General features: G+C 66.8%; 15 protein-coding genes. 9 read left to right on the top strand and 6 right to left on the bottom strand.

The genetic code is table 11. From position 1 onward, the window contains the following. Positions 1-45: 45 nt before the first annotated feature. Positions 46-1,167 (bottom strand): 5-methyltetrahydropteroyltriglutamate--homocysteine S-methyltransferase, encoded by a 1,122-nt coding sequence (locus ACIPRI_RS00510; protein WP_446587389.1) that lies wholly within the window; start codon positions 1,165-1,167, stop codon positions 46-48. A 149-nt stretch (positions 1,168-1,316) separates the two neighbouring features. Here ACIPRI_RS00510 and ACIPRI_RS00505 point away from each other — a divergent pair, with 149 nt between their 5' ends. The 8 genes from ACIPRI_RS00505 to ACIPRI_RS00470 all read left to right on the top strand — a co-directional run bounded on the left by ACIPRI_RS00505 (position 1,317) and on the right by ACIPRI_RS00470 (position 8,838). Further along, positions 1,317-2,423, top strand: a complete 1,107-nt coding sequence (locus ACIPRI_RS00505; RefSeq protein ID WP_446587387.1) for an aromatic ring-hydroxylating dioxygenase subunit alpha — start codon at positions 1,317-1,319, stop codon at positions 2,421-2,423. Beyond that, a complete protein-coding gene (locus ACIPRI_RS00500) occupies positions 2,420-3,178 on the top strand; it encodes a GntR family transcriptional regulator (RefSeq protein ID WP_446587385.1) in 759 nt (252 codons plus the stop codon). The genes ACIPRI_RS00505 and ACIPRI_RS00500 overlap by 4 nt, the downstream gene beginning before the upstream one ends. 14 nt (positions 3,179-3,192) lie before the next feature. After that, complete coding sequence (locus ACIPRI_RS00495; protein ID WP_446587383.1) at positions 3,193-4,173, top strand: PDR/VanB family oxidoreductase; 981 nt, start codon at positions 3,193-3,195, stop codon at positions 4,171-4,173. Positions 4,174-4,322: 149 nt separating this feature from the next. Then, entirely contained in the window at positions 4,323-5,501 is a 1,179-nt protein-coding gene (locus ACIPRI_RS00490; RefSeq protein ID WP_446587381.1) for an ABC transporter substrate-binding protein, read from the top strand. A gap of 17 nt (positions 5,502-5,518) precedes the next feature. Continuing rightward, the gene (locus ACIPRI_RS00485; protein ID WP_446587379.1) at positions 5,519-6,391 is read left to right on the top strand and encodes a branched-chain amino acid ABC transporter permease; all 873 of its coding nucleotides are present in this window, start codon (positions 5,519-5,521) and stop codon (positions 6,389-6,391) included. Continuing rightward, the gene (locus tag ACIPRI_RS00480) at positions 6,391-7,374 is read left to right on the top strand and encodes a branched-chain amino acid ABC transporter permease (protein WP_446587377.1); all 984 of its coding nucleotides are present in this window, start codon (positions 6,391-6,393) and stop codon (positions 7,372-7,374) included. Before ACIPRI_RS00485 ends, ACIPRI_RS00480 begins: the two co-directional genes overlap by 1 nt. After that, positions 7,371-8,138 (top strand): ABC transporter ATP-binding protein, encoded by a 768-nt coding sequence (locus ACIPRI_RS00475; protein ID WP_446587375.1) that lies wholly within the window; start codon positions 7,371-7,373, stop codon positions 8,136-8,138. Before ACIPRI_RS00480 ends, ACIPRI_RS00475 begins: the two co-directional genes overlap by 4 nt. Beyond that, complete coding sequence (locus tag ACIPRI_RS00470; RefSeq protein ID WP_446587373.1) at positions 8,131-8,838, top strand: ABC transporter ATP-binding protein; 708 nt, start codon at positions 8,131-8,133, stop codon at positions 8,836-8,838. The genes ACIPRI_RS00475 and ACIPRI_RS00470 overlap by 8 nt, the downstream gene beginning before the upstream one ends. Before the next feature lie 9 nt (positions 8,839-8,847). On the opposite strand, the gene ACIPRI_RS00465 is transcribed toward ACIPRI_RS00470, so the two are convergent. The 3 genes from ACIPRI_RS00465 to dnaG form a co-directional block, all read right to left on the bottom strand. Next, positions 8,848-10,077 (bottom strand): multidrug effflux MFS transporter, encoded by a 1,230-nt coding sequence (locus ACIPRI_RS00465; RefSeq protein WP_446587371.1) that lies wholly within the window; start codon positions 10,075-10,077, stop codon positions 8,848-8,850. A gap of 96 nt (positions 10,078-10,173) precedes the next feature. Beyond that, the gene (gene rpoD, locus ACIPRI_RS00460) at positions 10,174-12,531 is read right to left on the bottom strand and encodes an RNA polymerase sigma factor RpoD (RefSeq protein ID WP_446587369.1); all 2,358 of its coding nucleotides are present in this window, start codon (positions 12,529-12,531) and stop codon (positions 10,174-10,176) included. Between the two features lie 428 nt (positions 12,532-12,959). Then, the gene (gene dnaG, locus ACIPRI_RS00455; RefSeq protein WP_446587367.1) at positions 12,960-14,930 is read right to left on the bottom strand and encodes a DNA primase; all 1,971 of its coding nucleotides are present in this window, start codon (positions 14,928-14,930) and stop codon (positions 12,960-12,962) included. 87 nt (positions 14,931-15,017) lie between these two features. Here dnaG and ACIPRI_RS00450 point away from each other — a divergent pair, with 87 nt between their 5' ends. Continuing rightward, complete coding sequence (locus ACIPRI_RS00450; RefSeq protein WP_446587365.1) at positions 15,018-15,923, top strand: YihY/virulence factor BrkB family protein; 906 nt, start codon at positions 15,018-15,020, stop codon at positions 15,921-15,923. Positions 15,924-15,927: 4 nt separating this feature from the next. On the opposite strand, the gene ACIPRI_RS00445 is transcribed toward ACIPRI_RS00450, so the two are convergent. Both ACIPRI_RS00445 and ACIPRI_RS00440 read right to left on the bottom strand, forming a co-directional pair. After that, a complete protein-coding gene (locus ACIPRI_RS00445; protein WP_446587363.1) occupies positions 15,928-16,686 on the bottom strand; it encodes a 3-hydroxyacyl-CoA dehydrogenase in 759 nt (252 codons plus the stop codon). 122 nt (positions 16,687-16,808) lie between these two features. Beyond that, complete coding sequence (locus ACIPRI_RS00440; RefSeq protein ID WP_446587361.1) at positions 16,809-17,366, bottom strand: phasin family protein; 558 nt, start codon at positions 17,364-17,366, stop codon at positions 16,809-16,811. Positions 17,367-17,459: the final 93 nt, after the last annotated feature.

Genomic DNA, 17,459 nt, shown 5'->3' with positions numbered 1-17,459 from the left:
TTCAACATGAATCGACGCCTTCGGGCAACGCCCGGCCCTGGGAGCTCAGGTGGAACCCCAAACCTCCTGCGCCGTCTCGACCACCAGGCGCAGCTTGGCGCGCTGCGCCTCCACCGCGATGTTGTTGCCGTGCACCGTGCTGGAGAAGCCGCATTGCGGCGACAGCGCCAGCTGCTCGAGCGGGGCGTACTTGGTGGCCTCCTCGATGCGGCGCTTGAGCTCGTCCTTGTCTTCCATCTCGCCGAACTTGGTGGTGACCAGGCCCAGCACCACCGTCTTGCCCTTGGGCAGGTAGCGCAGCGGCTTGAAGTCGCCCGAGCGGGCGTCGTCGTATTCCATGAAGTAGGCGTCCAGGTCCATCTCCTTCAAGAGGGCTTCGGCCACCGGCTCGTAGTTGCCGGCCGCCGCGTGCGTGCTCTTGAAGTTGCCGCGGCACAGGTGCATGGCCAGGAGCATGCCCGGCGGCTTCTGCGCCACCACCTTGTTGATGAACTTGGCGTAGCGGTGCGGCAGCTCGTTGGGATCGTCGCCGCGCTGGCGTGCTGCCTCGCGCATGTGCTCGTCGCATAGATAAGCCAGGTTGGTGTCGTCCATCTGCACGTAGGTGCAGCCGGCCGCGGCCAGCGAGCGCAGCTCGTCGCCATAGGCCTTGGCCACGTCGTCGTAGAAATCGGGCTCGAGTTCCGGGTAGGCCGTCTTGCTGATGCCCGCGCGCCCGCCGCGAAAGTGCAGCATGGTGGGCGAGGGGATGGTCACCTTGGGCGTGTTGCCCTTGGACACCTGGCTCTTCAGGTACTGGAAGTCGGCCAGCTGGATCTGCTTGGCGTGCGTGACCTTGTCCAGCACGCGCATCACCGGCGGCGCCAGCTCCTCGGTGCCGTCGGGCTTTCGGATGGTGACCGGGATGTCGGTCTTCACGCCGCCCAGCTGCTCCAGGAAATCGATGTGGAAATAGGTGCGGCGGAACTCGCCGTCGGTGATGCTCTTGAGGCCGATGTCCTCCTGGAACTTCACGATTTCGGTGATGGCCTTGTCTTCGACTTCACGAAGCTGCTCGGCGCTGATTTCGCCGTTGGCCTTCTTCTCGCGCGCCTCCAGCAGGTACTTGGGGCGCAGGAAACTGCCGACATGGTCAAAGCGGGCGGGCAGGTGGGCGTGCTGGGACATGAGTGGACTCCGTGCAGGCTGGGAAACAGTTGAAAAACGATCGTATACGCTCTGAGAGGCAGCGCAATGTATACATTTAATTCCGTAATTACCCTTGATTCGCGTACTTTGGCTGGACTTTGGCGTTTCACTGTATACAGTGAGTATCCATGAATGCCGCGACGAGTCCATCTTTTCCGTTGAACGCCTGGTATGCCGCCGCCTACGACGTGGAGGTCAGGCACGCCCTGCTGTCTCGCACCGTCTGCAAGCAGAAGCTGGTGCTGTTTCGCCGCACCGACGGCCAGGTCGCGGCGCTGGAAGACGCCTGCTGGCACCGGCTGATGCCGCTGTCGCTGGGCCGGCTGGAGGGTGACGAGCTGGTCTGCGGCTACCATGGCCTGGTCTACAACAGCCAGGGCCGCTGCACCCACATGCCCAGCCAGGAGACGCTCAACCCTGCCGCCTGCGTGCGCAGCTTTCCGGTGGTGGAGAAGCACCGCTTCGTCTGGGTCTGGCCCGGCGACCCGGCCAAGGCCGACCCGGCGCTGGTGCCCGACATGCACTGGAACGACGACCCGCAATGGGCGGGCGACGGCAAGATGATTCGCGTCAACTGCGACTACCGCCTGGTGGTCGACAACCTGATGGACCTGACGCACGAGACCTTCGTGCACGGCTCCTCCATCGGCAACCGCGCGGTGGCCGAGGCGCCCTTCGTCGCCACCCACGGCGACCGTTCCGCCACCGTCACGCGCTGGATGGAGGCCATCGACGCGCCGCCCTTCTGGGCCGGGCAGATCCGCCATGCGCGCGGCTACCAGGGCAAGGTCGACCGTTGGCAGATCATCCGCTTCGAGGCGCCCTGCACGGTGAACATCGACGTCGGCGTGGCCGAGGCCGGCAGCGGCGCGGTGCCCACGGGCGCGTCGAGCGGCGACCGCAGCAAGGGCGTGAATGGCTACGTGCTCAACACCATCACGCCGGAGACCGACAAGACCTGCCTGTACTTCTGGGCCTTCGCGCGCAACTATTGCCTGGGTGAGCAGCGCCTGACGCACGAGTTGCGCGAAGGCGTGGCCGGCATCTTCCGCGAGGACGAGGTGGTGCTCGAGGCCCAGCAGCGCGCCATGGACGAGCGGCCCGATCACACCTTCTACAACCTCAACATCGACGCCGGCTCGATGTGGGCGCGCCGCCTGATCGACCGGATGATCGAGTGCGAGCAGCCGCGCATGCCCACCATTGCGATCCAGCCCGAGCGGGCGCAGGCATGAACGCGGCACCGGTTCCGGATGTCGTCGAGCCCGGCGGCTCGCAGGCGGTGAAAGCGCAGCTACGCCTGCGCGAGCTGATCCTGGCCGGCGAATTGGCCGGCGGCACCCGCATCGCCGAAGTGGCGGTGTCCGAGATGCTGGGCGTTTCACGCACGCCGGTGCGCAGCGCCCTCATGCGGCTGGAGCAGGAAGGCCTGCTCGAAGCCCTGCCCAACGGCGGCTACGCGGTGCGCACATTTTCCGAGCGCGACGTGTCCGACGCCATCGAGCTGCGTGGCACCCTGGAAGGCCTGGCGGCGCGGCTGGCGGCCGAGCGCGGCGCGCCGCCGGTGGTGCTGCGCGAGGCGCGCGCCTGCCTGGCGCGCATCGACGAGCTGCTGCGCGAAAGCGCGCTGGACGATGCAGGCTTCTCGCGCTACGTGGCCTCCAACGAGCAGTTCCATGCGCTGCTTTCCGAGATGTCGGGCAGTCCGCTGATTGCCCAGCAGCTGGAGCGTGCCGTCAACCTGCCGTTTGCCTCGCCTTCGGCCTTCGTGGTGGTGCAGGCCAACTCGCCGGCCGCGCGCGACATGCTGGTGATCGCACAGGACCAGCACACCCAGGTGCTGGATGCCATCGAGGCACGCGAGGGCGCCCGCGCCGAGGCGCTGATGCGCGAGCACAGCCGCATCGCGCGGCGCAACCTGCGCGAGGCCCTGCATGGCACGGTCGATCATTCCCTGCCGGGCGTGCAGCTGATCCGACGCCGCAGCTGAACAAGAAGAGAGACATGAAGAGCGAGATTCATTGGATGCCGGCGCGCATCGCCGCCACGCGCGACATGACACCCACGGTGCGCGAGCTCCTGATCCGTCCCGATTCGGGCCTGGCCGCGCCGCACGATCCCGGCGCCCATCTGCAGGTGCAGGTGCTGGCCGGAGGGCGCATGCAGACGCGCTCCTATTCGCTGGTGGGCGAACCGGACGGCCAGGCCTGGCGCATCGCCGTGAAGCGGATGGACGACGGCCGCGGCGGCTCGCTGGCCATGTGGCGACTGGCGGTGGGCGACCGGCTGCTGGTGAGCGAGCCGCAAAGCCACTTTTCCTTGGACTTGAACGCGCCGGCCTACCTGGTGGTGGCCGGTGGCATCGGCATCACGCCGCTGGTGTTCATGGCGCAGCGGCTGGCGCAACTCGCGCAGCGCAGCGGCGCCAGCGTGCGCATGCTCTACGGCGCGCGCAGCCAGGACGAGCTGGCCTACCTGCCCGAGCTGCAGGCCGCGCTTGGCGAGTGCGTGGTTGCGCATGTCGGCGTCGCGCCCATCGACTTTGCGGCCGAGATTGCGCGGCTGCCCGCCGGCGCGCAGCTGTACACCTGCGGCCCGGTGCCGATGCTGGAAGCCGTCAAGCGCGCCTGGAGCGAGGCGGGGCGCCCGCTGGCCGACCTGCGCTTCGAGACCTTCGGCAGCAGCGGCCGCCTGCCCACCCAGGCCTTCAGGCTGCGGGTGCCCCGGCACGGTCTAGCCATCGAGGTGCCGGCCAGCACCACCCTGCTGGAGGCGCTGGAAGCCGCCGGCGTGCAGACCTTGTGGGATTGCCGGCGTGGCGAATGCGGCTTGTGCGCGCTGGATGTGCTGGCCGTCGACGGCGAGATCGACCACCGCGACGTCTTCCTGGGCGAGCACGAAAAGAAGGCCAACACCCGCATCTGCGCCTGCGTGTCGCGCGCGGTGGGTACGCTCACGATCGACTCGGCCTACCGGCCCGACTGACGCTTTCCTGTCTGCGCGATCATCGCGCAAGTTGCCCGGACAGCGCGCAGCAATGCACGCCGCTTAGGTGATTGCGGCGAATCGTGACTGTTGCAAATTGTTGAAAATGGGTGGGCATTGCCTTCCCTCTGATAAAGGAGAACTCCATCATGAAACGCCGTCATCTCATCCAGGCCACCGGCCTGACCGCACTTGCGCTGGCCGCGCCGCTGGCACTGGCGCAAGGCGCTCCGTTCAAGATCGGCCTGGTGCTGCCCATGACCGGCCAGCAGGCCAGCACCGGCCGCCAGATCGAGGCGGCGGCGCGCCTGTACATGGCGCAGAACGGCGACACGGTGGCAGGGCGCAAGGTCGAGCTCATCATCAAGGACGACACCAGCCTGCCGGACGTGACCAAGCGGCTGGCGCAGGAACTGATCGTCAACGAGAAGGTGGACGTGCTGGCCGGCTTCGGCATCACGCCCTCGGCCATGGCCACCGCGCCGCTGGCCACCCAGTCGAAGACGCCGATGGTGGTGATGGCGGCCGCCACGTCGGCCATCACCAACGCCTCGCCCTACATCGTGCGCTCGAGCTTCACGCTGCCGCAGGTGTCGGTGGCGATGGGCGACTGGGCGCCCAAGAACGGCATCAAGTCGGTCGTGACCCTGGTCACCGACTACGGCCCGGGCAACGACGCCGAGAAGTTCTTCAGCGAGCGCTTCACGCTCAACGGCGGCAAGGTGATCGAGAAGCTGCGTGTGCCGCTGCGCAACCCCGACTTCGCCCCATTCCTGCAGAAGGTGCGCGACGCCAAGCCCGATGCCCTGTTCGTCTTCGTGCCCTCGGGCGCCGGCGCGGCGGTGATGAAGCAGTTTGTCGAGCGCGGCATGGACAAGGCCGGCATCCGTCTGATCGCCACGGGCGACGTGACGGACGACGATCAGCTCAACGACATGGGCGACGGCGCGCTGGGCGTGGTCACCACCCACCACTACTCGGCCGACCACAACTCGCCTACGAACAAGAAGTTCGTCGAAGCCTTTCAGAAGGCCAACAAGGGCATGCGCCCCAACTTCATGGGCATCGGCGGCTATGACGGCATGCGCGTGATCTATGAGGCGCTCAAGGCCACCAAGGGCAAGGGCGGCGGCGACGCGCTGCTGGCCGCCATGAAGGGCCAGATCTTCGAAAGCCCGCGCGGCCCGGTGCTGATCGACGCGCAGACGCGCGACGTGGTGCAGGACGTGTACCTGCGCAAGGTCGAGAAGAAGAACGGCCAGCTCTACAACGTGGAGTTCGACGTCATCAAGGCCGTGAAAGATCCCGGTAAAGAAAAGCAGAACTGAGGCGGCGTACAGCAGACATGCTCACCATTCTTTTCGATGGCATCGCCTACGGCATGCTGCTGTTCGTCCTCGCGGTCGGTCTGGCCGTGACGCTCGGCCTGATGAATTTCATCAACCTGGCCCACGGCGCCTTCGCCATGGCCGGCGGCTACCTCACCGTGTTTGCGATGCAGAAGCTGGGCGTGCCATTTTTGGCCTGCCTGCCGCTTGCGTTCGTCGTGGTGGGCGTGGCCGGCGCGCTGCTGGAACGCACCCTGTACCGGCCCATGTACGGCAAGCCGCACCTGGACCAGGTGCTGTTCTCGATCGGCCTGGCCTTCATGGCGGTGGCGGCCGTCGACTATTTCGTCGGCTCCTCGCAGCAGAACATCCATCTGCCCGAGTGGCTGCGTGGCCGCAGCGAGATCGGCGACGGCGCCCTGCAGCTGGGCATGGGCCACTACCGCATCTTCATCATCGCGGTGTGCGCGGTGCTCACCGTGGTGCTGCAGCTCATCCTCTCCCGCACCCGCTTCGGCAGCCGGCTGCGCGCGGCGGTGGATGACCCGCGCGTGGCCTCGGGCCTGGGCATCAACGTCAACGTGGTGTTCCTGCTGACCTTCGCGGTGGGCTCCGGGCTGGCGGGCCTGGGCGGCGCGCTGGGCGCCGAGATCCTGGGGCTGGACCCGACCTTCCCGCTGAAATGCATGATCTATTTCCTGATCGTGGTCTCGGTGGGCGGCACCTCCTCCATCACCGGGCCGCTGCTGGCGGCGCTGCTGCTGGGCATTGCGGACGTGGCGGGCAAGTACTTCATCCCCAAGATGGGGGCATTCACCGTCTATCTGCTGATGATCGTCATTCTGTTGTGGCGTCCGCAGGGTCTGTTCACGCGCAAGGGGGCCAAGTGATGGGTGCTCCTTCTGCCATGCAGTCTGCGCTGCTGCGCAATGCGCGCTGGCGCCTCTGGGAATTCGCGCTGTGGACGCTGGCCTTTGCGCTGCCGCTCGTCATGCCTTCGCACGCGCTGATGATCAACGAGATCGCCATCGTCGCGCTGTTCGCGATGTCGCTCGACCTGATCCTGGGCTACACCGGCATCGTGTCGCTGGGCCACGCGGCTTTCTTCGGCTTCGGCGCCTACGTGGCTGCGCTGTTCGCCAAGCATGTGATGCCCGACCCGACGGTGGGCCTGGTGGTGGCGATCGCGCTGTCGGCCGTGCTGGGCGCGCTGGCCAGCGTCACCATCCTGCGCGGCACCGACCTGACGCGCCTCATGGTCACGCTGGGCACCGCCTTGCTGCTGCTGGAACTGGCCAACAAGCTGGACTGGCTCACCGGCGGCGCCGATGGCCTGCAGGGCGTGGTGATGGGGCCGGTGCTGGGCCTGTTCGAGTTCGACCTGTTCGGCCGCACGGCCGCCTGGTATTCGATTTCGGTGGCCTTCGTGCTCTTTCTCTTCATGCGTCGCATCGTGCATTCGCCCTTCGGCGCCACGCTCAAGGCGATCCGCGACAACCGGCTGCGCGCCATGGCCATCGGCATTCCGGTGATCTCGCGCCTGGCGGTGATCTATACCGTGGCCGCCGCGGTGGCCGGCGCCGCCGGTGCCTTGCTGGCGCAGACCACCGGCTTCGCCTCGCTCGACGTGCTGGCCTTCGACCGCTCGGCCGACGTGATGCTGATGCTGGTGATCGGCGGCGTTGGGTGGCTCTATGGCGGCGTGGCCGGCGCCATCGTGTTCAAGGTGCTGCAGGACTGGCTGTCGGCCGTGACGCCGCAGTACTGGATGTTCTGGATCGGCCTGATCCTGGTGCTGCTGGTGCTGGTCGGGCGCGAGCGCTTGCTGCGGCCCTGGACGTGGCTTGGCCGCAAAAACGGAGCGAAGGCATGAGCGCGAGTCCGGTGCTTTCTGCCAGCGGCCTGGTGATGCGCTTCGGCGGCATCACCGCCACCAACAACGTCTCGCTGCAGCTGCGCCCGGGCGCGCGGCATGCGCTGATCGGCCCCAACGGGGCCGGCAAGACCACCCTGATCAACCTGCTGACCGGCGTGCTCACGCCCACCGAGGGCCGCATCGAGCTCTTGGGCGAAGACATCACCCGGCTGGCGCCGCATCAGCGTGTGGCCCGCGGCATGGTGCGCACCTTCCAGATCAACCAGCTGTTCGACTCCATGACGCCGCTGGAGACGCTGGCGCTGGTGGTGTCGCAGCACAAGGGGGTCGGCCGCCAGTGGTGGCAGGCACTGGGGAACTCGAAAGCGGTGACCGAACGCGCTGAACAGCTGCTCGAGCAGTTTCGGCTCGTCGACGTGGCCCATGTGCAGACGCGCCACCTGGCCTACGGCAAGCGCCGCCTGCTGGAAATTGCCATCGCGCTGGCCTGCGAGCCGCGCGTGCTGCTGCTGGACGAACCGGTGGCCGGCGTGCCGGCGGGCGAGCGCGAGGAATTGCTGCAGACCGTGGGTGCGCTGCCGGCCGATGTCTCGGTGCTGCTGATCGAACACGACATGGACCTGGTATTTAGCTTTGCCGACCGCATGACGGTGCTGGTCAACGGCACCCTTCTGACCGAGGGCGACCCCGACGCCATTGCCAACGACCCGAAGGTGAAAGAGGTCTACCTGGGCCATGGGGAGGTGGCGGCGCATGGCTGAGCTTCTCCTGCAAATCGAAGCGCTCAGCGCCGGGTATGGCGAGGCAGTGGTCATCCATGACGTCTCGCTCCGGCTGGGCGAGGGCCAGACCCTGGCGCTGCTGGGCCGCAACGGCACCGGCAAGACCACCTTGATCAACACCCTGGCGGGCGTGACGCGCCAGCACGGCGGCAGCATCCGACTGGCCGGCCAGCCCCTGCACAAGCTGGCGCCGCATCAGCGCGCGGCGGCTGGCATCGGCTGGGTGCCGCAAGAGCGCAATATCTTCAAGTCGCTCACGGTGCACGAGAACCTGACGGCGGTGGAGCGTCCCGGCCAGTGGAGCGCGGCACGCGTGTACGAGATGTTCCCGCGCCTGGCCGAGCGCAAAGGCAACCTGGGCACGCAGCTGTCGGGCGGCGAGCAGCAGATGCTGGCCGTGGGCCGCGCGCTGGTGCTCAACCCGCGCCTGCTGCTGCTGGACGAGCCGCTGGAGGGCCTGGCCCCCATCATCGTGGAAGAGCTGCTGCGCGCCATTCGCCGCATCGCCCGCGAGGAAGGCCTGGCCGCCATCATCGTGGAGCAGCATCCGCAGGCGATCCTGGCGATCTCGGACGAAGCGGTGGTGCTGGACCACGGCACCGTCGTGCATGCCGAGCGTGCGGCGGTGCTGCGCGCGCAGCCGGAAGTGCTGGGGCGCCTGCTGGGCGTCGCGCGCTAGTTCAGGCGGTCAGACCGCGTGCTCGCGCCCGATTTCCGGCCAGCGGCGGCGCAGCCAGAACCACGCGACCAGCCCCACCGACATCATGGCGAAGGAGGTGAGCGCCAGCAGCAGGGTGGAGTGCATCACCAGCGGCGCCACCGCGCCGGCCACCACGCCGTTGGCCACCGCGCCGATCACCGCCTGCAATGACGAGGCCATGCCGCGCCGCTCGGGGTGCAGGTCCAGCACCAGCAGGGTGACGACCGGCACCATCAGGGCCCAGCCGTAGGCAAAGATGCATACGGGCCACAGCGCCCAGCTCATGTGCGCCGGGAAGATCGCGTTGGCCGTCACGTTCACGATGGAGGTCAGCAGCATGATCAGGAAGCCGTCGCGGATCTGCCGCTTGGGCCGCACGTTGCCGGCCTTGCGCCCGCTGTGCCAGGCCCCCAGCATGATGCCGCCGATGGTGAGCACGAAGAACCAGAAGAACTGAGTGGGCGCCAGCTGCAGGTGCTCGCCCAGGAAGGCGGGCGCCGACAGCACGTAGAGGAACATGCCGTTGAAGGGCACGCCGCTGGCCAGCGCCAGCAGCAAAAAGCGCGGGTCCGAGCACAGCGCCCAATAGCCGCGCAGCAGGTGGCTGGGATGGAAAGGCTGTCGCTGGTTGAGGTGCAGGGTCTCGGGCAGCAGGCGCCAGTTGAAAGCGAACAGCAGCACGCCCACGCCCACCAGGAACCAGAAGATGCTGTGCCAGCCCAGGTGCACGAACAGGAAGCCGCCGATGATCGGCGCGATGGCCGGCGCCACGCCGAAGTAGATGGTCACCTGGCTCATCACCCGCTGCGCTTCGGCCGGCGGGAACATGTCGCGGATGACAGCGCGCGAGACCACGATGCCGGCGCCCGCCGCCATGCCCTGCAGCGCGCGGAAGAACACCAGCTGGCCGATGGTCTGCGACAGCGCGCAGCCCAGCGAGGCGAGGGTGAACACCACCAGCCCCCACAGCACCACCGGTCGGCGCCCGAAGCTGTCGGACAGCGCGCCATGGAACAGGTTCATGAAGGCGAAGCCGAACAGGTAAGCCGACAGGGTCTGCTGCATCTCGACCGGGCTGGCGCCGATCGAATCGGCGATGCCGGAAAAGGCCGGGATGTAGGTGTCGATGGAAAAGGGCCCCAGCATGCCCAGCAACGCCAGCAGCACGGCCAGCGCCCAGCGCGGCGCCTTCCAGATGATTGCGGCATCGGGGTTCATGGCAAACGTTCTCCGTTCTTGTTCGGGCAAAGAAAAAGCCCGGCACCCGCTTGCGCGGGGGCCGGGCTCTTGGGCTCCGGTCGGGCCGGAAGGAGCTTACAGCGTATCGATGAAGCTGCGCAGCTTGTCCGAGCGGCTCGGGTGCTTGAGCTTGCGCAGCGCCTTGGCTTCGATCTGGCGGATGCGCTCGCGCGTCACGTCGAACTGCTTGCCCACTTCTTCCAGCGTGTGGTCGGTGCTCATCTCGATGCCGAAGCGCATGCGCAGCACCTTGGCTTCGCGCGGCGTCAGGCTGTCCAGGATGTCCTTGACCACGTCGCGCAGGCCGGCCTGCATGGCGGCGTCGATCGGCGCGGTGTTGGTGCTGTCCTCGATGAAGTCGCCCAGGTGCGAATCGTCGTCGTCGCCGATGGGCGTTTCCATCGAGATCGGCTCCTTGGCGATCTTCATGATCTTGCGGATCTTGTCCTCGGGGATCTCCATCTTGGCGGCCAGGATGCCGGCATCGGGCTCGAAGCCGAACTCCTGCAGGTGCTGGCGGCTGATGCGGTTCATCTTGTTGATGGTCTCGATCATGTGCACCGGGATGCGGATGGTGCGTGCCTGGTCGGCGATCGAGCGCGTGATGGCCTGGCGGATCCACCAGGTGGCGTAGGTCGAAAACTTGTAGCCACGGCGATATTCGAACTTGTCGACCGCCTTCATCAGGCCGATGTTGCCTTCCTGGATGAGGTCGAGGAACTGCAGGCCGCGGTTGGTGTACTTCTTGGCGATGGAAATCACGAGGCGCAGGTTGGCCTCGATCATTTCCTTCTTGGCATCGCGCGAGGACGATTCGCCCTGGTTCATGCGCTTGTTGATGTCCTTGAGCTCGGCCAGCGGCACCACCACGCGCGACTGGATGTCGGCGAGCTTCTGCTGCAGTTCCTGCACCGGCGGGATGTTGCGTTGCATCACCACGCTCCAGGACTTGCCGGCGGCGGCCTGCTTCTCGACCCACTTCAGGTTGAGCAGGTTCGAAGCGACGCGCTGGCCCTTCTTGTCGTAGCCGGAGAAGTCGCGGATGAAGTCTTCCTGCGGGAAGCCGCACTTGTCCACGATGATGCGGCGCAGCTCGCGCTCTTTCTTGCGCACGTCGTCCACCTGGGTGCGCACCATGTCGCACAGCTTCTCGATGGTGCGGGCGGTGAAGCGGATGGTCATCAGCTCATCCGACAGCGCCTTCTGCGTCTTCAGGTAGGCGGGCGTGCCGTAGCCTTCCTTGTCATAGATCTTGTGGACCTTCTCGAACAGCTCGGCCATGCGGTCGAAGCGGGCGAGGGCCTCGCGCTTGAGCTCTTCCAGCTTCTTGGTCAGGGCCTTGGAGCCGCCGTTGCCGTCGTCGTCGTCGTCTTCGTCGAACTCGTCGAAGTCTTCTTCGGCCACGTAGTCGTCGGCCTCGTTCGGGTTGGAGAAGCCGTCGACCACGGTCGAGATGACAACCTTGCCGTCTCGGATTTCCTGGCCCAGGCGCAGGATCTCGGCGATGGTGGCAGGCGAGGCCGAGATGGCCTGCATCATGTCCATCAGGCCGCCTTCGATGCGCTTGGCGATCTCGATTTCGCCTTCGCGCGTGAGCAGCTCGACCGTGCCCATTTCGCGCATGTACATGCGCACCGGGTCGGTGGTGCGGCCGAATTCGCTGTCCACGGTGGACAGGGCGGCTTCGGCTTCTTCCTCGGCTTCTTCCACGGTGGCGGCGGTGGGCGCCACGTTGTTCTGGAACAGCGTTTCGGCGTCGGGCGTCTGCTCGTAGACCGCCACGCCCATGTCGTTGAGCATGGAGACCACGACTTCCATGGTCTCGGCGTCGACCAGCTTGTCGGGCAGGTGGTCGGAGATTTCGCCTTGCGTCAGGTAGCCGCGCGTCTTGCCCAGGGTGATCAGGGTCTTCAGGCGCGAGCGCCGCTTGGCCAGGTCTTCTTCGGACAGGACGGTTTCGTCCAGGCCGAATTCCTTCATCAAGGCGCGTTCCTTCGCCTTGCTGATCTTCATGCGAAGCGGCTTGACCTTTTCCGGGGTCCCGGCGGCTGCCGGTTCACCGGCCAGATCCTCCTCGATGTCCGACAGGTCGATGTCACTGGTCGCCGGCGCCTCGGCCGCTGCCTTGGGCTTGCGGCCGCGCTTGGCGCCCGTGGTGGCGGCGCCGGTGCCGGCCGCCTTGGGCGGACGGCCGACCTTCTTGGCGGGGGCGGCGGTGGCGATGATCTTGTCGGCGGCCTTCTTCAGCTCGGCGGAGGTGGGGGTGGCTTTGGTGGTGCTGCTGCTGGTCACGGTTTTGGCTTTCTTCACCGCAGCGCTTTTGGACGCTGTGGTCGCCGTCTTGCTTGCCGGCTTGGTGGCAGGCTGGGAGGACGGCTTCTTGCCGGCGGCAGATTTCGTGGCGGAAACGGCAGGCTTCTTTGTACTGGGCATACGACCTCGAACATCAAGAAAAAAGCGGATTCACACAGCGCCACAAACCCGGCGCGGGCATAGGACAGATGCAAGGATGCAAGGGGGACTTGGCAGTACCCCTGTACACGGTGCGCCGGCAAGATGAAAGGGCGAACATTTGGTGTGCAGTCCTTGCGGTAATTTGGCCCTTATCCCGTCTTGGGAATGCATTGCGCTTTGGGGCCGGCCCGGAGGTGCTGCTGTCGCTCTTGCCAGCTCGTGCTGACTTTTAGGCCATGCACGAAGCCTTACATTATAGCGTCCTGCTGCTTTTTCAAGCAGGGAATTGACCCACCCCTGAATCTCTGCGCACTTCGTGTCGTTCCGGATTCCCCTTCAAGGGGCGACACCAGCGGCCTGGCGGAGGCAGTTCCGCGGTGTTTCTGGTGAAAACCCTTATTTAGGTCCTACAGGCTCGCCTGGAGTTCCCTGCGGCGCGCTTCCAGGGCTCGATAGCGCTCCGGCGCGGTCGGATCGGTGCCAAAAGCGCTGGCGGTTTCCGTCAATTGGGCGCCCAGGCGCTCGATCAGCATGCGGGCCAGCACGTCCTTGAGCTCGGCCGCCGTGTCGGCGCCGGCCTGGCCGGATGCTTCCGGCCCTTCTTCCATGTCGCCCACCGGGGCGCCGTCCGGCCCGGTCATGAGGCGCAGGGCCAGCGGCTCGACGGCCACGTCGCGCAGGCCCTCGCGCAGGGCGGCCCAGGGCAGGTTGCCGTGCTCGTGGTATTGGCTGTCGAGCCAGCGGAACAGCTCGCCCAGCTCGCCCGGCAATTCGCACAGCACCGTGTGCAGCTCGTGCGACAGGCCGCCCCAGGGCGCCATGTTGGTCAAGAGCAGGCGCGCCGCCACTTCCGGCCGACTGGGCGGGCGGATCCGGCCCTGCGGCCGCGGCGGCCGCTGGCCTTGCCTGCGGTCGCGCCAACTGCCCGTGCGGCGGCTGCCGCCGCTTTTGCCGCCGCTGCTGCTGCCGTAGTCGAAGTGCCGCTCGCTGCCGCCTTCCCAGGGCGGGCTCGAAGGGCCGTCCCAGGGCGGCGGTGCGTCATCCGCCATCGATGCCGCGCGCCGGCCCGGTGGCGCCGCCGCCGGCGCCCACAGTTCGGCAAGCTCCTGCGCGCCCAGCTGCACCATGCCGGCAATCTCGCCCAGCAGCTGGCGCTTGAGCGCGCCTTCGGGCAGGGCGCTCCAGAGCGGGCGCACGTTGCTGCTCAGGTGGGCCCGGCCCTCTGCACTGCCGAGGTCGCAGCCTTCGCGGGCCGCCTCGATCATGAAGCGCGACAGCGGCGTCGCCTCGTTGACGAAGCGCGCGAAGGCGTCGGCGCCGTACTCGCGGATGAAGCTGTCCGGGTCGTGCTCGGCCGGCAGGAACAGGAACTTGATGGTGCGGGTGTCGCTGGCAAAGGGCAGGGCGGCATCGAGCGCCTTGCGCGCCGCGCGCCGCCCGGCGGCGTCGCCGTCGAAGCTGAACACCACCGAGTCGGTGAAGCGAAAGAGCTTCTGCACGTGCTCGTTGGTGCAGGCCGTGCCCAGGGTGGCGACCGCGTTGGGAAAGCCCAGCTGGGCCAGGGCCACCACGTCCATGTAGCCCTCGGTCACCAGGGCATAGCCCTGTTCGCGCAGGGCAAGGCGCGCCTCGAACAGGCCGTACAGCTCGCGGCCCTTGCTGAACACCGGCGTCTCGGGCGAATTGAGGTACTTGGGCTTCTCGTCGCCCAGCACCCGGCCGCCGAAGCCGATGCATTCGCCCTTGATGTTGCGGATCGGGAACATGACGCGGTCGCGGAAGCGGTCGTAGCGCTTGTCCTCGCCGTCCTCGCCCACGATCACCAGGCCGCTTTCCACCAGCAGGGGTTCGTCGTAGTTGGGGAACACGCTGGCCAGCGAGCGCCAGCCCTCGGGCGCATAGCCCAGGCCGAAGCGCTTGGCGATCTCGCCCGACAGGCCGCGGCCCTTGAAGTAGTTGATGGCCCGGTCGGAGCGCTTGAGCTGCGCCCGGTAGGCCTCGCCAGCCTTTTCCAGCACGCCGGTCAGCGTGACCTGCTTTTCGCGCGCCTTGGCTGCGCGTTCCCGGTCCTGCGGCGAAGCGTCGTCCTCGGGCACCTGCAGGCCATACTGGCCGGCCAGGTCGTGCACCGCCTCGACAAAGCCCATGCCGGCATGTTCCATCAGGAAGCCGATCGCATTGCCATGGGCCCCGCAGCCGAAGCAGTGATAGAACTGCTTGGTCGGGCTCACCGAGAACGAGGGCGACTTCTCGCCGTGGAAGGGGCACAGCCCCATGAAATTGGCCCCGCCCTTCTTGAGCGGCACGTAGCGGCCGACGATCTCGACGATGTCGGCGCGAGCGATCAGCTCCTGGATGAAAGAGGCGGGAATGGTCATGAGGGCGGCGGGCTCTTCAAATCATACGCAAGGGGGCGCAGAGGCGAACGGGCGGTGACATACTGGCCCGAAGGAGCCCGTTCCCGCATGAACCGCAGGCAGCCCTTTCTTGTCGCCATCCGGCATCCCTTGCGCTTTGCCTGGGAGGCGGCCAAGGCCTTCAGGGCCAATCAAGGGTTGCTGCTGGCGGGGGCGGTTGCCTACTACGCGCTGCTGTCCATCGTGCCGCTCCTGATTTTGAGCGTGATGGCGCTGTCGAGGTTCATCGACCAGGCGGAACTGCTCGCCACCGTCGGGCGCTACCTGGAATGGGTGGTGCCGGGGCAGTCGAAGGCGCTGGTGGGGGAGCTGGCCAACTTCATGCTGCACCGTGACGTGCTCGGCCCGGTGCTGCTGGTCACCTTGCTGTTTTTCAGTTCGCTGGCCTTCACCGTGCTGGAAAGCGCCATGTCGGTGATCTTCCATCACCGCCGGCAGGAGCGCTCGCGCCACTTCCTGGTCTCGGCTGTCATGCCCTACCTCTACATCGTGTGCCTGTGCGCCGGGCTGTTGCTGGTCACGCTGGTGGCGGGGGCGCTGCAGGTGATCGGGCAGGAAAGCATCGATTTTCTGGGGCGCAGCTGGTCGCTGTCGGGCGTGTCGGGCGTGCTGCTGTACCTGCTGGGCCTCGCGGGCGAAATCTTCCTCCTGACCTCGATCTACCTGGTCATGCCGGTGGGGCGGCTGTCGCTGACCCACGCCCTGCTGGGCGGCGTGACCGCTGCCTTGCTGTGGGAGCTGACGCGCCGGTTGCTGATCTGGTACTTCTCGACCCTGTCGCAGGTCACCGTCGTCTACGGCTCCCTGACGAGCGCGATCGTGGTTCTGCTGAGCCTGGAGATCGCGGCGACCCTTTTGCTGTTCGGCGCCCAGGTGATCGCCCAGTACGAGCGGCTGGAAAAGCGCGCCCAGGCCGGGCGCGACATGGAGTCGCCGCCCGGCAGCAAGCGGTAGGCTCCTAACGCGGCGCCAGGCGGATGGCGCCGTCCAGGCGGATCACCTCGCCGTTGAGCATGTCGTTCTCCAGGATGTGGCGCACCAGCTTGGCGTAGTCCTGCGGGGTGCCCAGGCGCGAGGGGAAGGGCACGCTGGCGGCCAGGGCGTCCTGCACCTCCTGCGGCATGCCAAAGAGCATGGGCGTGCCGAAGATGCCGGGGGCGATGGTCATGTTGCGGATGCCGCTGCGCGCCAGGTCGCGGGCGATCGGCAGGGTCATGCCCACGATGCCGCCCTTGGAGGCGCTGTAGGCGGCCTGGCCGATCTGGCCGTCATAGGCCGCGATCGAGGCGGTGGAGATCAGCACGCCGCGCTCGCCGGTGGCTTCCGCTTCGTTCCTGGCCATGGCGTCGGCCGCCAGGCGGATCATGTTGAAGCTGCCCACCAGGTTGACGCTGATGGTCTTGGCGAACACGGCCAGCGCGTGCGGGCCGTTCTTGCCCACGGTCTTTTCGGCCGGCGCCACGCCGGCGCAATTGACCAGGCCGACCAGCTTGCCGAGCTTGAGCGCGGCTGCCACGGCCGCCTGGCCGTCGGCCTCCTGGCTCACGTCGCACTTGATGAACGCGGCGCCGATTTCCTTGGCCACCGCCTCGCCCTTGTCGGCCTGCATGTCGGCGATCACCACCTTGCCGCCGGCGCCCGCCAGCATGCGCGCCGTGCCTTCGCCCAGGCCGGACGCGCCGCCGGTGACGATGAATACCTTGCCTTCGATTTGCATATGAAAGTCTCCTTGAAGCAGGAGGCGATTATGGAAGGCGTGGGCACCGCAAAAAAAAGAGCCCCATCCGAAGACGGGGCTCAATTGGATCCCGAGGGACCCAAGGAGACAACTTGTAGGGCTTAGCGCTTGCGCGAAGCGGTCTGGGCGGTGCTCTTGGCGGCGTTCACGGCCGTGGTCGAGACGGCCTGGAAGTTGGCTTCGGCCACGTCCGAAGCTTGCTTGACGGCCTTTTGCACCGATTCGAACGCGTTGTTGGCAGCGGCCACGGCGCTCTTGAGCACGGCAACGGCGGTTTCCGAGCCGGCCGGGGCGTTCTTGGAGGCGCTGTCGATCAGGCCGACGATGGTCTGCTGCGCTTCGGAAGCCTTGGCTTCGAAAGCCTTGCCGAACTCGGCGCCGGTGCCTTGGGCGATATCGTACAGATGACGGCTGTAGGAAGCGGTCTTTTCGGCCAGGGGCTGGAACAGGCTGGCTTGCAGCGCCAGCAGTTCTTGCACGTCTTTCACTTCCAGGGCGGCCTGGGCGGTGGAGGCGGCTTCGGTCAGGGCAGCCTTGGAGGCGGTGACGTTCAGTTCGACGATCTTCTCGACGCCTTCGAAGGCCTTGGTGGTCAGGCCGAACAGGGTTTCGAGGTTGGCTTTTTGGGCGGAGATGATTTGGTCGGCGGTCAGGGCCATGAGGGTGCTCCAGTGGAAAATGAGTGAAAAACAGGAAGGACGAGTCGCTTGGTTAGCTGCTACCCGTGCATTCATGTTGCGGTGCAGCATGGG

This window comes from Variovorax sp. LARHSF232, assembly GCF_052871435.1.
This window is presented reverse-complemented; position numbering and strand designations above follow the sequence as displayed.